The sequence below is a fragment of the Chitinimonas sp. BJB300 genome (assembly GCF_002735695.1).
Classification (GTDB): Bacteria; Pseudomonadota; Gammaproteobacteria; order Burkholderiales; family Chitinimonadaceae; genus Chitinimonas.
In genome coordinates, this window is the sequence record NZ_PDZH01000041.1 from 1 (window position 1) to 14,888 (window position 14,888).

A 14,888-nucleotide genomic window follows, 5' to 3' on the forward strand; every position below is an offset into this window, starting at 1 on the left:
TGCGGTGTTCTGAACCGGGTGTTGCCGATTGCCTACTTCGACCGCCTTGGTGTACCAAGACTCGCCTAACCTCAACTTCTCGAACCGCCCGGTGCGGACCCGCATGCCGGGTGGTGTGGCAGGGGTCAGCCAGGTAATCTAGCCGCCCCTATGCCGATTTCTGGCGTGTTTTTTGGGTTGAGATCATGACGAATATCGGATCGCCGGCGCTTTTTTATGCCAAATGAATCAAAAGATATGAAGCGGTTTGAGTGGCACTTATGGACCGCTCCGAAAGCCTTTACGCGCTACAAAGTGTTGAGCAGGTACCTAGATGTCGTCCTTCCCCGTTGACGTGACGCGCGGTTGTAGCTCGCAGCGTTTGGCTTGGCAGCGTACCGCCGGCTTGGGGAGGATTGAGCAGGTCGACATCTCACCTCGGGCGGTGACTTCCGCTTGGCGTGCTGTGTGATGTTGTTCGGCCAGGGACTTGATCGTTGCTTCATCGCCATCTCGGCTGGACCAGGGCAGGTAGCTTTCCGGCCCACCGCACGCGCGTGCGCCCACACCGATTACGTGGCAATCGTCATTGGTCTCGCAACTTGCAGCGCCAATGGCGGTTTGCAGTGCCTGCAGCGTATTTGCGACGTCGATTCTGGTTGCAGCGGCAGCAGGGAGGCTAAAGGCGAGGGTGAGCGCCAGACAGCGTAGGGCAGGGGGCATGGTGACTCCGTAAGTGAATATGAGCATTGAGCAGGCCATCATCGGCCAGTGGGCGGGTCGCAGCAAGTGGGAGATATTGGTTATCCGTTTTATGCGCCAAGTCCACTTCTCTACATATTGTCCACCGATTTATCCACAAGCTGCGGGTAACGGGTTACGAGTGGTTTTGGGTGATTTTTCCGTTTGATTTTGGGCAGGGCAACCGGCCCGTCTTTTGATAGCCAGCATCTACGTTAGTTGAGCAGTTCAAATTTGCCAGAGAAGGCATCAACTACTACACTTAGTAGTAAGTACGGTTAAAAAACACTACATATTGTGTTTTTCCACATTTTATACACCGAATTATCCACACCCCGTTGCGGGTCTGCCGCGATGTGACTTTAAGTGTGTGCATACCGAGTTTTGGTGCGGTGGTCTGCCGGCATCCATCACCCAGCCTGAACAGGCAGCTACTCAGAACCTGTTCAAATAGTCTGGAGCGGATGAGGGCTTTCGAGCAGTACTTGAGCCCTTGATAAGGAACGCGCAGTAAGACATTGAACAGGCTTAGCAGCCTTGGCATCAGCATCGTACGGCCAAGGCTTATCAATCAACATTCAAAGGAGCCCTCCTTACATGTACACAACGACCGATACCGAAAGCACCACGCGTGCGGCTTATCCGCAGGGTAACGACAGCGTGGTCTCGACTGCTGCCCAGTCGGGTGCCGAGTACAAGACCATCCGCCGAAACGGTGCAGTTGTCCCGTTCGAGCCCATGAAGATCTCGGTCGCCATCACCAAGGCCTTCCTGGCAGTACATGGTGGTGCAGCGGCGCAGTCGGCATCGGTTCGTGAGACGGTACAAAAGATCACCGACCTGGTGGTGAATGCGCTGATGCGGCGCAAACCCGAAGGTGGTGCGATCCATATCGAAGATGTGCAAGACCAGGTCGAATTGGCCCTGATGCGTTCGGGCGAGCACGACGTGGCGCGCGCCTATGTGCTGTACCGCGAGCGTCGTCATCAAGAACGTCTGGCCAAGAGCGAAGTCGAGCATGCGCCGGCCAGCGCCATCAATGTGAACGACGAAGGGGTGGCCAAGCCACTCGACATCGCCAAGTTGCGGGCGCTGGTGCAATCGGCGTGCTCGGGTTTTGAAACAATTACCAACCCTGAGCACATCATCACCGAGACCCTGAAGAACCTCTATGACGGCGTACCGGCCGAGGAAGTGCGCAAGTCCGCCATTCTTTCCGCCCGCCAGTTGATCGAAAAAGAACCGTCCTACTCCAAGGTCACCGCCCGCCTCTTGATGCACAGCCTGCGTCGCGAAGTGCTGGGCGAGGAAGTGATGCACGAGGAAATGGCGACGCGTTACGCCGAATATTTCCCCAAGTTCATCAAGCGCGGTATTGATGCCGAGTTGCTGGACGAGCAGCTGGCGCAGTTCGACTTGGCTCGTCTGGGCGCAGCCATGAAGTACGAGCGGGACTACCAGTTCGACTACCTTGGCCTGCAAACCCTGTTTGACCGTTACTTCCTGCATATCCACGGCCACCGCATTGAATTGCCACAGGCATTCTTCATGCGCGTCGCCATGGGCCTGGCCCTGCGCGAAACCGACCGTGAAGCCCGTGCCATCGAGTTCTACAACGTACTGTCGACTTTCGACTTCATGTCTTCGACGCCTACGTTGTTCAATTCGGGTACTCAGCGCAGCCAGCTTTCCAGCTGTTACCTGACGACCATCGCTGATGACCTCGATGGTATCTATGAAGGCCTGAAGGAAAATGCGCTGCTGTCTAAGTATGCCGGCGGCCTGGGCAACGATTGGACATCAGTGCGTTCGATGGGCAGCCATATCAAGGGCACCAACGGCAAGTCGCAAGGCATTGTGCCGTTCCTGAAGGTGGTCAACGACACTGCCGTGGCGGTAAACCAAGGTGGCAAGCGCAAGGGTGCGGTGTGTGCCTACCTCGAAACTTGGCATGCCGACATCGAGGAGTTCCTCGAACTGCGCAAGAACACCGGTGATGACCGTCGTCGTACCCACGATATGAATACCGCGAACTGGATTCCCGACCTTTTCATGCAGCGCGTGATGGAAGGCGGCGACTGGTCGCTGTTCAGCCCCAGTGAAGTGCCCGACCTGCACGAGCTGTATGGCAAGGCGTTTGCCGAAGCCTATACCCGCTATGAAGCGAAGGCAGCGCGTGGCGAGATGCGCGTGTACAAGAAGATTCCGGCTTTGCAGTTGTGGCGCAAGATGCTGACCATGCTGTTTGAAACCGGCCACCCGTGGTTCACGTTCAAAGACCCGTGCAATATCCGCAGTCCGCAGCAGCACGTTGGCGTGGTGCATAGCTCCAACCTGTGTACCGAAATCACCCTCAACACCAATGAAACCGAAATCGCCGTGTGTAATCTGGGCTCGGTCAACTTGGTCAACCACATGGTGCTGGGCGCGGACGGCCAGTACAGCCTCGACAGCGACAAGCTTCGCCGTACGACCAAGACTGCGATGCGTATGCTCGACAATGTTGTCGATATCAACTTCTACCCGGTAAAGAAGGCGCGTACTTCCAACCTCAAGCATCGCCCGGTTGGTATGGGCATCATGGGTTTCCAGGACTGCCTGCACAAGCTGCGCACGCCGTATGCCTCAGACGCAGCGGTTGCCTTTGCCGACAAGTCGATGGAACTGGTGGCCTATCACGCCTACTACGCCAGCACCGAGTTGGCCGAAGAGCGTGGCAAGTACCCCAGCTATGATGGCAGCCTGTGGTCGCAAGGTATCTTGCCGCAAGACAGCATCGACTTACTGATGGAAGCGCGCGGCGGCTACTTGGAAATGGATCGCAGTGCCCTGCTCGACTGGACGGAACTGCGCCAGCGCATTGCCACCCATGGCATGCGCAACTCCAACTGCTTGGCGATTGCCCCGACGGCAACTATCGCGAACATCGTTGGTGTCTCTGCTTCTATCGAGCCGAACTACCAGAACATCTTCGTGAAGTCGAACCTGTCGGGTGAATTCACCGTCATCAATGAATACTTGGTGCATGACCTGAAAGAACGCGGCCTGTGGGACGACGTGATGATAGGCGACATCAAGTACTTCGATGGCTCGCTCGCCCGTATCGACCGCGTGCCGCAAGACCTTAAGGCCATGTACGCCACGGCGTTTGAAGTGGAAGCCAACTGGTTGGTGGAATGCGCATCGCGTCGCCAGAAGTGGATCGACCAAGCGCAGAGCCTGAACATCTATATGGCCGGCGCATCGGGCAAGAAGATGGATGACCTGTACAAACTTGCCTGGGTGCGTGGCCTGAAAACTACCTACTACCTGCGCACTTTGTCGGCATCGAGCGCCGAGAAGTCAACCGGCCGTGGTGGCGAGCTGAATGCCGTGCCCGTTGGCGGTGGTCATCTGTCCTCCGCCCCGATCGAAGTGGCCGTCGGCAGTTACGCCGCAGGGGAGGAAGCCGCTGAGTCGGCCAAGTTTTGCAGCATCGACAACCCTGAGTGCGAAGCCTGCCAGTAACACCGATACCAGCGAGTTGGCTGCGAGGGAAAGCGATGCAGCCATCATTCTCGATGGGCTTGTACCGGGTGGCGAGGCAGCTGCCATAGATAGTAGTGCCGAGCCTGCCCGCGCGGTTGAGATCGATAAGGTTGTAGCGAAGCTGCTTGAGCCAACCAGTAGGACACCCAAAGCACCGGGGCGGTTGCGGGCTTGGCGAACATCGTGGCCCAAGTGGTAGTGCAGCGTTGAGTTCAGTAGACGTAGCAATGAGAAAGCCCGCGATGTTGCGAGCATCGCGGGCTTGATCTGAAAGGCATGGTGGTAAGGGAGTCCCTCTGCCGCCATCTGTGTACTTTCCAGATTTTAGCGGCTTTGCCGCGTATGTTTTGAGCGAGAGTCCGTCTCGCGCCCGTCTTACTTTCTTTGCTTCGCCAAAGAAAGTAAGCAAAGAAAGGCGAGCCCGACGGTGTCGCCGGCCTACGGCTGGTGCCCTGCGCTTCTCGACTGTCGCGGCCTGGGCCGAAACTCGCCCACTTGGTGGGCTCAAACAGGCGGCCCCGGACTGCTCCGCGTCAGTCTGTGATGCTCGGCGACGCCAACGGACATAGGGTGCGCTGTAGAAAAATGTGCGATGCCCCGATGTGTGGCTGATCGATATGCGAAATTGAAGAACTAAGTAATATTCAGGAGAAAAAAATGCTGTCTTGGGAAGAAACCTCTGCTGCACAAACCGCAGCCAAGCCGGCTACTAACCCACAGGCCCCTTCCAGTGGGCAAGCCAGCCCCACCGGTCGCGTCAGCGCCGTGGACAAGCGCATCATCAATGGTGGTACCGACGTCAACCAGTTGGTCCCCTTCAAATACAAATGGGCTTGGGAGAAATACCTCGCTACCTGCGCCAACCACTGGATGCCGCAGGAAATCAACATGCAGCGCGATATCGAGCTGTGGAAGAACCCCAACGGCCTGAGCGAAGACGAGCGCCGTCTGGTCAAGCGCAACCTGGGCTTCTTTGTCACGGCCGACAGCTTGGCGGCCAACAACATCGTGCTGGGCACCTATCGCCACATCACTGCGCCCGAATGCCGCCAGTTCCTGCTACGTCAGGCTTTCGAAGAAGCCATCCATACCCACGCCTACCAATACATCGTGGAAAGCCTGGGTTTGGATGAGGCCGAAATCTTCAACGCCTATCACGAGATCAAGTCCATTCGTGACAAGGACGACTTCCTGATCCCGTTTATTGACGCGTTGACTAACCCCACCTTCAAGACGGGCACCCCCGAGACCGACCAGCAACTGCTGAAGTCGCTTATCGTGTTCGCCTGCATCATGGAAGGCATGTTCTTCTACGTCGGCTTCGTGCAAATCCTGGCGCTGGGCCGCCAGAACAAGATGACCGGTGCCGCCGAGCAGTACCAGTACATCCTGCGCGATGAGTCGATGCACTGTAACTTCGGCATCGACCTCATCAACACCGTGAAGATGGAAAACCCACATCTGTGGACCGACGCCTTCAAGGCCGAGCTGACCGGCTTGTTCCAAAAAGCGGTGGATCTGGAATACGCCTACGCTGAAGACACCATGCCACGAGGTGTGCTGGGCCTGAATTCCGGCATGTTCAAGGACTACCTGCGCTTCATCTGCAACCGCCGTATGCAGCAGATTGGGCTAGAACCGATGTTCCCTGGTGCAACCAATCCGTTCCCGTGGATGAGTGAGATGATCGACTTGAAGAAAGAGAAAAATTTCTTCGAGACACGGGTGATTGAATATCAGAGTGGTGGCGCGTTGAGCTGGGACTGATAAATAAGGCCGCGTCGAGCGACACATAATTTTTCACGGCACAAGACAAAGCCCCGCATTTTGCGGGGCTTTGTCTTGGAATCACGCTTTACATGGAGCACTTGCATTACACCCCTCAGTTGTAAAGTTATTGCCTGGCTCAACCCAAGATATATGCTCTTCTCTTAACTACAGTCTGGTGCAAAGCAACGTAGCCGTTTGGTGTCTCCCCTTCCGGGGAGGGTGAGAGGAGCGAGCAGCACATAAGCCCTGATCATGGCTGCGCAGTAAGATTGTGGACAGGTTATCAATACCAAACCCATTGTTGCCATGGCACTGATTTATTTTGTGCAGGAAACAGCCCTACACCGTTATTGTTGGTGACCGATAAAGCGGAACGAGGGTGTGAAGTATTGATCAATTTACCGGCCTCATAGCGCCATTCAGCAACAGCAGGTGGATTGTCTGTGCCACACTGCTGTGAAGTATTAACACTGGCAAGACCAACCTCTTTACCGGTGAAGAGGTCCTTCAGGGAAAGACAATGTGCCGCAGCCACATTGATAAGACGGCCGTTGGCTTCTTGCCGCCACAACTGCAAAGGTTGATCCGCATCACAAGGGGCAAGCCCTACAGACATCTCTTTATCCCACGCTGAAATCTTGTAGGCCTCATCTATTGCCACGGGCTCAGTCTGCTGTTTGCTGCTGGCAAGCCGTTTTGCTTCCAGACACATCTTTTGCTCACTGCCTTCCGGCTTCCATAATGAAACCAATTGGCGGAATGACCGTGCCACACATGCTGGTTTGACAACGCTGACACGGAAGACCGCCATGCCGGTTTTACCATCGACGGTACGGAAATGGAAAAAAATTCGATTGGGTCTTGTATCTGTTTTTGCATCGTAATGGGTCAACGCGCCAGGTTGTGCCTGAACCTTGATCGTGTAAGCATTATCGGCCTGACGGACCGCGCTTGCCGTAATCAAGTGGTTCTCACTTTCAACGCGTGGGGCGTCAGTGATTGGGGCATCGGATAGCACCTTCAACTCGACTTCACCGGCATTGTTCTCTGCCAGTACCAACTCGTATTTGCTCAGTACTACACGCAACTTATTGTCCGTGGGAATTGGCACAGTATTCATGGGAGCGCCGCCATACAGCGCCTCAAGCCCCGCAATATCGCCTGCAGAGAGGGTGTTGCGCGGGAATGCGCGCATGGTGGCAGTTGGGTTGCGTAAGGCTAAGCCCTGCTCGGCTTCGTAATGCATTACTGAGTCCAGATCGTAAGGACCTATATCCAGTATGTTTTTGTGATCATTTCCGAGATTACGAGCAAGGGTGGCATTTACAGGGTCGCAAACATCCTTGAATGGACTGTCCTCAACGTCTCGGGTAACGGTTACGTATTGGTCACGGTCCGAGCGTTGGTGTTCATGGCCAAAGCCGACGGCATGCATTAGCTCATGCAAGACCGTATCGATGGTCTGGCAACTTGGGGTGAGTACGAGCTCCTGGGGCCCGCCTGCTCTGCCCATCCATGCATGACACATCGGTTCACCATAGTAACCGGGTGGGTATTCGGCCTCCCCATCAGAAGGCCCACCGAGTAGATAGATATAGTCCGACTCGTTTGTCCGCTCCACAAACCGTACTGCACTGTTTTCAGCAATATGTCTGGCTGCCTCTAAAAACAGGGCACGGACTTTGGGTGAGGCATTGGTCAATACATAAGGAATCGTACGGTTGGGCCACCGATTTAACTTAGTTGATGTCACGGCACGTTTACCGCGCTTTAGATGGGTTACAGCTTTTTCATTACTCGTATTGGGGCTAGCAAAGGGAGTTGGCAATTCAGCTGCATGTACTGCACCTGCCATTAGCAAGGGCAGGAAAACGTCTATTTTCTTCTTAAAAAACGGGGGCATTACTTATCCTATTTCAACAAAAACGGTCCGCCGTGCTTATCAACTGCTGCACGGGTATTTCAGGGAAGACCTAGATCGATGGCGTTACAACTAGTTCCCTGAAAACCCGTTCGCGGAAATCAGGACTTATGAGCTGCTCGAAATCCTCATGTACCCAAAGTACATTCCGGTTTCTGCGCTGCGTCCTGCTGACAGTTGCTCGCGACAGATCGTAAACAGGCTCTAAGAAGCGATTGAAACTTGTTGCGTTAGAATGTGCGCTGACGAGTTAATTGCTTTGGCAATGCAATGGTTAGCCTCAGTAATTGCCTGCGTCAGGCTAGTTTGGCAAGTTGGTTATCGATTGAGTCCCGCACAATTTCTTGTTCCCGGGCAATTCCTGGTGGTAAATGGGCATGCCGATGACCGTGTCGCCGACGCGCAGCAGACATCGAGCAGGTTCTAATACGGCAAACCAAATCCATGCGGATAGCGTAGCGGGCCCGATGTTCCATCGGGGTTCTGCGCATAGATGGCAACAGGCAATTTGCCCACCGGGCTCTTCAAGCCCAGCATGGCGTCAACGGCGGCTGGCATTGACGGGCCGCGCCATCCTCCCTCGTACCCATAGTAGGAATAGGTGGCCAAAGTGGCATCGGCGACATCATCGTAATTCACTACGTCATACGGGGCGCGCAGTGTTATATGGATAACCTTTTTCCCCACTGTTTTTGCATACTCCATGGCGTAACGAATTTGTTGCGCTTCACTTGTTACCCCCGCTTGCGATTTGAGTAGGAAGCTCGCGGAACTGGGTTGTTCGTCTTCAGTGTTGAAAACAAGTGAGCCTTCGATGTTGCTTGTTACCGGTAGCTGACGCATCGAGTAGGGTTGCGAGAGCGGAATGGGCCTGTCTGGGTCGCCATTGCGTTCGACCGGTGTAACGCTGGTCGATAGCGTACCAAATATGACGATATCGGCATTATCAATGGCCTTCCGCTGATCTAGCCACGTCATATTGCTCCGCTTGGCCCCGGTTACGAGTGGGTATCCAAGCTCGACAAAGCGCCGTCGCATCGCTTCGGCTTGTTCACCCCACGGTGTCAGAATGAAAATCTTTTTGCCTTGCGCCTGTAGCGGCAAGACACCCCCAGCGTTGCGGATGAGTGTGATGGACTTCTGCGTAATATCTTGCTCGATTGCCCGATGGACCGGGCTGCCGATCAATGCACGATCTGGCGCCGGCTTGCTTGGGCCATTCGGCATAATGCCATTGCGTAGTTTCATCTCTACGATCCGTGCCACAGAACGATTGAACTCTTCCCGATTGATCACGCCTGAGTCGACCGCTGCCGTTACTTGATCAATCAATGCCGTGAGGCGCGTCACATCCGCTGCCACGCGGAATTCGACGGGCATCAGGGCGATATCGACATTTGCCTGGAAGACCTTGATCACCGCATCCCCTTGTTCAAAGAAATTGGCAATTCCCTTCATGTCCAGCGCGTCGGTGATCGTTACGCCCCGATAACCCAACTCGCCACGCAAAATATCGTGTTGAATCTTCCTGGACATGGTCGCGGGCACCACCATACGTTCGCCGGTTCGCGTCACGAATTGTGTATCGTCAAGTGCGGGATACTGAATGTGCGCGGTCATGATCATGCCGGGAGCCTGTCCTGACTGTATGGCTTGCCGATACGGCGCGAGATCAATGGCGTAGGCCTCGGCGCGCGTCTTGTTGACGATGGGCAAACCATAGTGAGAATCCGTAGCTGTATCGCCATGACCTGGGAAGTGTTTGAACGTACCAATCACGCCTTGGCTTGCCATCCCTTGCACCGTGCGATACCCCAATAAGCTGATGGTCGCAGGATCGTCACCATATGCACGGACGTTGATGACGGGATTGAGAGGATTGCTATTGACGTCCACATCCGGCGCGAAGTTCAGGTTGAAACCGACAGCTGCAATTTCTGTTGCGAGTACACGGCCTTGATCGTAGGCAAGCTGATCATTTTTTGTCGCTTCATAGGCAGCGCCAAGCGCCATATTGCCGGGAAACGTAGTCGCTACAACACGCGGCAAACGGAATACATTGCCGCCTTCTTCGTCTGTCCCTATCAATAAACCTACCTGAGTGCTGGAGGAGACAGTACTTCTGAGTTGGGCGGTGAGGCGTATTGTCTGTTCTATGTCGACAAGGTTGTTCGAGAACAAGATGACGCCGCCAATCCTGCTTTCGCGCAGTGCATTGCTGACGGCTTCGGGCAAATCGGTCATTCCGTTGGTGCAGCCGGGCTGATCAACTGAGCACCAATATCGAAACGCCATCATGATTTTCTGACCCACTTTTTCACGGGTCGACATCCGTTCGACGATGCGGTTTGCTTTTTCTGTCACTGGGTCTGTGCTATTACCCCCACATCCGCTTAATAAGGCTACGGAGATCAAGCCTAGAGATAAAGGCAGGCACCTGAATGCCCTGTTTTGAGGCACCGTCGTTTTGCTTGCGGTGGGAATAGTCATGTCTAGATTGACTGTCATTTGAGGATACCCCCTATGAAAAAGATGGGTTGACGGAAGTCGCTATCTCCAACCAAATGAGCGCCTGTTCAACGATTTACTGCTCGTCCATCTTCTGGGGCTTATAGGCTGTTCGAGTTACAACGACTGCGAGATCACTACGTGTGTTCCATCGCAATCTGTGCATGGGGAAAGTAAAAAGTTCAGCAACGCGTGCTTTTGCCAGTTTGGTAAATAGGCAGCGCAAACCCAGGTGGATAGCCGCATCCCAGGTTTTGCACCTAGGGCAAGATAGGCAAAAACAGTCGAGGAAGCGGCGTTTACGCGTGGTGAATGCGCATTCCGAGGGTGTTTTCAACGCCATATTGCCGACGCACTAGCAGACTTTAGACAGGTTCTAACAGCCATATCTCCATTAGGACAGGTATATGGCAGGTTACGTCCCAGGCAGCGCCCACCAGGGTTCGCTGCCTACTGACCTTGAACGTACTTATTTAGGTGCAGCTTCAGCCAGCGGCATGCCCTTGGTGCCGGCATAGAACACGATGAGTGTCACCGGTGAGTTACCGGTTAGACCGCGATGTAGCGCACCCACCATTTCAGGTAGTACTTCACCTTGGCTGAGGTGCTTTTTCTCGCCAGTCTCCTTTTTCTCAACCGTCAAATCGCCAGACAGGATATAGCCCGCGTTTGGCATGGGGTGGGTGTGCCAAGGTAGTTCTGTATTGGGTGGGATGATGATTTTCAGCACGATCAGTTCAGGGGGGGCCGCCAGGGTAGGCCGTATAGGTGACCCCATCCCAGGACGTCCCACTTCGCAATAGGGTTTCTGTTTGGACCTTTTGAGTGGCTTCTGCGCTAAGTGCATTCAAAGGTAAAAGCACACACACGCCTAACACGGCTTTTAGGGCGGGCAAACTGTGCTTACGGAAAACTTGCTGCATACCACTCTCCTGTTTCTTCATACGTAAAAAATGCCCCTGTATGACGGTGGTTTATGCCGGAGGTTCTATGGTTGTCGGTGTTTCTGAGAACCTGTTTACGATCTTACTGCGCAGGCATTATTCAGGGCTCATGTGCTGCTCGAAAGCCTCATGTACAAAAGTACATTCCGGTTTCTGTGCTGCGCTTCACCCTGCTGGCGCCTGCTCGTGACAGATCGTAAACAAGTTCTGAGAGGGAAAGAGGTGGAACCACATCTGGTAAAGACCAGTTGGTCCTTATTTTGACCATTGGTTCACGGAAGACCGTGGGGGGCGTACATAGTCTCGAAAGGATGCTGACGAGGCGTAAACAGGTTCTGGCAGCGACAGAGGCAAGCTATGTGCTGTAAGGCGTTCAATGCGGCGTTAGACCTTTCGCTTTTTGTATACGCATCAGGAACTGACAACTTGGAGGATCTCGTATGCCATTAACAACGCGAAATTGGGCCACCCAGGCTGGTTATCCGCAAGCGGGACCGGCGCTTCCCACACTTCCGCCCTCTGCGCAAGCCGGTGTTTCGAATGCGATAGGAGAACTTCAAGCGAACCACTTATTTGGTGGCCCGGGTCCTACCAATGTGACGGCTACATATGGTTGGCGCATCGATCGGCAGAATGCTCCGGCCGGTTTTGTTAATCTCAGCGTGCAGCGGAACGGTGTCGGAGCACCAAGCACTGTCGCCTCAGTCTTTTTACCTACAGTGCTTAACATTGCACCAGGGCCTGGCGGGCCGGCGGCGCAGCCATTTGCTTCCCGAATTTCCGAACTACTGCGTGCGGTTCGCCGTGGACTTGAGGAGAGCTTCGCCACGTATGCTGCCGGCCCGCCGGCGCAGATTACCCGTAGAGAAGTTACGGGCAATTTTTCTTCGTGACAGATTGGCCGAAACGCCTGGTAACCTCATCTGCAGGGTGAAGCGCAGCGTAGAAACCGGCATGTCCCTGGGTACAAACAGCCGCGAAATGCTTGGTGCGAAGCACCCTAGCTGTTCGGCAGCCCCCTCGCGGGGGCTTTCGAGCAGCATATGTGCTCTGGTAGAGAGCGTGTACTTACTAGCTTCCTTGCACGGCGAATTGGCCGAAGCATTGCCTTGGCTTGAACCAACCCATCTTGCAATTGCGCGAGACTTTAGACCGGTTCTGAGGCATTGCATCTCAATAGCCGAAACGATGCCCCTAATACATTAGAAAAATCTGTTGAACGATCGCGTAGATGGCGGGTCACCACATCACGTGGCTTGATGTATCGGGTCACGACGTATTCGATCATGGTTTGAATAGAGGATAAGCATCATGGATCAGCTCAGTCATAAGGCAGTTATGCAATTCAATAGCGGTTTTTTCCCCGCGCTAGCGCCAGGCCAGGCGCCCACACTTAAGCATCAAGGACAGATTAGAGAGCGGGACTGTAACGAAACGGTCCTTTCAAACAAGCGCGATAAAGAGAGCCATTCTCCTGCCACTGTCGATAACCAGGGCCTTGCCCCATTTTTTGAAATGATCTCGTTCAAGCACGTCAAAAGACTGCCGGTGGTGGCCATTGCCATAGTGGGATTTATGAGTCATGCCACCGCATCTGTTATTGCCTGCCCAACCGTTTCCGAGATAACACAAAGTGAGGGCGCATACGGCGGTTATGCCTACACGGCTACTGCAGCGAATGGAAAGCAATGGCTGGGTGAAAATCCCATGGCGGATCAGGCCGATCTGGGGAAAGTGCGCTTTAACGAAGCTTATATCCTTACCGCGAAGCAATTCGTAGCGTGTGACTATGTAGGCAAGAATGGGAGCGGTATGAGGATGGCCTTGAAAACTACCTCTGCTGCCAGGCCGATAGGCGCATTGTGGGTAGAGCAGACACAGTCCAAATGGCACTGTGCTGCCCCGGTGCGGAGGGCCCGATCCAGCTGCGTGTACATTTGAATAAGTTAGGCGTTGGCACTTTACGTTCGAATGGCTGCCAAGTCTGGCGGTATCGATGTCATGACGCATCTTTGGCAAGCGAAAGCCGTGTTGCAACAACACGGCTTTTTTACTGCGATACAAACCGCAACAGCAATCAGAACACCTGCCACGCCGAACGTGATATGCATGCCCACAGCGACGTCGTGGGGCTGCGCTGTCGTGATGTTTGTCGTCCCCGATGCAAATACAAATACCGCACCCATCATCGATGCACCTGTGATGAGTCCAAGGTTGCGCGAAAGATTCAGCAGGCCGGAAGCCACACCCCGTTGATCGACTTGGATGTGGGTCATGACCATGGTGTTATTGGCCGCCTGGAATAGCGCGTAGCCGGAGGTGACGATGATGATGGGGGCAACATAGCCTGGTATGCCAAATGTTGCCGGAAGCATGCTCAGCATAGTAGCACCAGCCCCGATGCCAATGAGCCCGATAAGGGTCGTGGTGCGTGTACCGACATGGTCCACGATGCGACCGGCAGGCATGCCACACAGGGCGGCAACGATTGGCCCAATCGACATGATGAGCCCGCCACGCGTGGTGTCGAGTGCGAGCACACGTGAGAGATAAAACGGGCCGACGACCAACGTCGCCATGATCACTGTGGAAACCAGCACACTCATGGCGAGGCCGGCGCTCAACGGCGGATCACGGAGCATCGCCAGTCGGACCAAGGGCGAAGCGGCTTTCGTCTCGGCGAATAGGAATGCGCCCATGCCGACCGCAGCCGACAACAGCAGTGCCGCGTTGCGTAAACCGAACTGGCCGTGCCCCGTTGTCATGGCGAGCGCATAAGCCGCGAGTGTGAGAGTAAGCAGCAGCGTACCGACGTAGTCGAAGCCAATCAGACTTGCCTTTTGCCCTTGCGCATCAACGGGCAAAGCATGGAGTGTAAGTAGAAACGTCATCACACCCAGCGGCACGTTGATGAGGAAGATGGCTTGCCAACCGAACGCCGAGATCAAGATGCCGCCAAGTGACGGTCCGAGCGCGGTGCCTACCGCGGACATGGTCCCCAGCAAGCCCATTGCGCTACCGGTTATATCCTTTGGGACGATGTCTGCGACGAATGCCATGCTCAGGGCCATCATGATGGCTGCCCCCAAGCCTTGGGCGGCCCGTGCGGCGATTAACATCCATAGTGTAGAGAGGGTGCAGCACAGCGAAGCCACAACGAAGAGAATGATGCCGACAAGCAATAGACGTCGGCGGCCGATGAGATCGCCCAGCCGTCCGACGCTGACGATCACGGTGGTAATGGCGAGGAGATAGGTGAGGACAACCCACTGGACTTGCTGGAAGGAGGCGTTGAACACCTGAGCCAGCGTTGGCAAAGCGATATTGGCGATGCTGGTGCCCAGCGACGACAGCAACATGGATAGTGAAAGGCTGGCGAGCGCCCACCGAGCCAAGGGTGAATAGGCTCCAGGTTCAGCCGTGTCTTTACCTCTCTCATCCGCAATGGGCTTCAATGGAAACTCCTTAGAACCTGTTTACGATCTGTCACGAGCAAC

General features: G+C 54.7%; 9 protein-coding genes. 4 read left to right on the top strand and 5 right to left on the bottom strand.

Annotated features, from left to right (window positions below; translation table 11 throughout):
• Nucleotides 1–309: 309 nt before the first annotated feature.
• On the bottom strand, nucleotides 310–702 hold the full coding sequence (locus CSQ89_RS08905; RefSeq protein WP_099405816.1) for a hypothetical protein: 393 nt from the start codon (nucleotides 700–702) through the stop codon (nucleotides 310–312).
• A gap of 13 nt (nucleotides 703–715) precedes the next feature.
• Here CSQ89_RS08905 and CSQ89_RS22435 point away from each other — a divergent pair, with 13 nt between their 5' ends.
• The 3 genes from CSQ89_RS22435 (at nucleotide 716) to CSQ89_RS08915 (ending at nucleotide 6,015) form a co-directional block, all read left to right on the top strand.
• Nucleotides 716–889: a hypothetical protein gene (locus CSQ89_RS22435; protein ID WP_158228948.1), complete on the top strand. Its 174-nt coding sequence runs from the start codon at nucleotides 716–718 to the stop codon at nucleotides 887–889.
• A 428-nt stretch (nucleotides 890–1,317) separates the two neighbouring features.
• Complete coding sequence (locus tag CSQ89_RS08910; protein ID WP_099405817.1) at nucleotides 1,318–4,227, top strand: ribonucleoside-diphosphate reductase subunit alpha; 2,910 nt, start codon at nucleotides 1,318–1,320, stop codon at nucleotides 4,225–4,227.
• A gap of 678 nt (nucleotides 4,228–4,905) precedes the next feature.
• Nucleotides 4,906–6,015 carry a ribonucleotide-diphosphate reductase subunit beta gene (locus tag CSQ89_RS08915; protein ID WP_099405818.1) on the top strand — a complete coding sequence of 370 codons (1,110 nt, stop codon included), beginning with the start codon at nucleotides 4,906–4,908 and terminating at the stop codon, nucleotides 6,013–6,015.
• A gap of 286 nt (nucleotides 6,016–6,301) precedes the next feature.
• Here CSQ89_RS08915 and CSQ89_RS08920 read toward each other — a convergent pair whose 3' ends face one another.
• The 3 genes from CSQ89_RS08920 to CSQ89_RS08930 form a co-directional block, all read right to left on the bottom strand.
• Nucleotides 6,302–7,921: a M12 family metallopeptidase gene (locus CSQ89_RS08920; protein WP_099405819.1), complete on the bottom strand. Its 1,620-nt coding sequence runs from the start codon at nucleotides 7,919–7,921 to the stop codon at nucleotides 6,302–6,304.
• A gap of 441 nt (nucleotides 7,922–8,362) precedes the next feature.
• Complete coding sequence (locus CSQ89_RS08925; protein WP_308418133.1) at nucleotides 8,363–10,303, bottom strand: glycoside hydrolase family 3 protein; 1,941 nt, start codon at nucleotides 10,301–10,303, stop codon at nucleotides 8,363–8,365.
• A 613-nt stretch (nucleotides 10,304–10,916) separates the two neighbouring features.
• Entirely contained in the window at nucleotides 10,917–11,225 is a 309-nt protein-coding gene (locus tag CSQ89_RS08930) for a cupin domain-containing protein (RefSeq protein ID WP_199065350.1), read from the bottom strand.
• Nucleotides 11,226–12,702: 1,477 nt separating this feature from the next.
• On the opposite strand from CSQ89_RS08930, the gene CSQ89_RS23120 reads away from it, so the two are divergent.
• On the top strand, nucleotides 12,703–13,332 hold the full coding sequence (locus CSQ89_RS23120; protein ID WP_233203024.1) for a DUF3757 domain-containing protein: 630 nt from the start codon (nucleotides 12,703–12,705) through the stop codon (nucleotides 13,330–13,332).
• A 20-nt stretch (nucleotides 13,333–13,352) separates the two neighbouring features.
• Here the strand turns inward: CSQ89_RS23120 and CSQ89_RS08945 are convergent, their stop codons facing one another.
• Complete coding sequence (locus tag CSQ89_RS08945; protein ID WP_099405821.1) at nucleotides 13,353–14,846, bottom strand: MFS transporter; 1,494 nt, start codon at nucleotides 14,844–14,846, stop codon at nucleotides 13,353–13,355.
• Nucleotides 14,847–14,888: the final 42 nt, after the last annotated feature.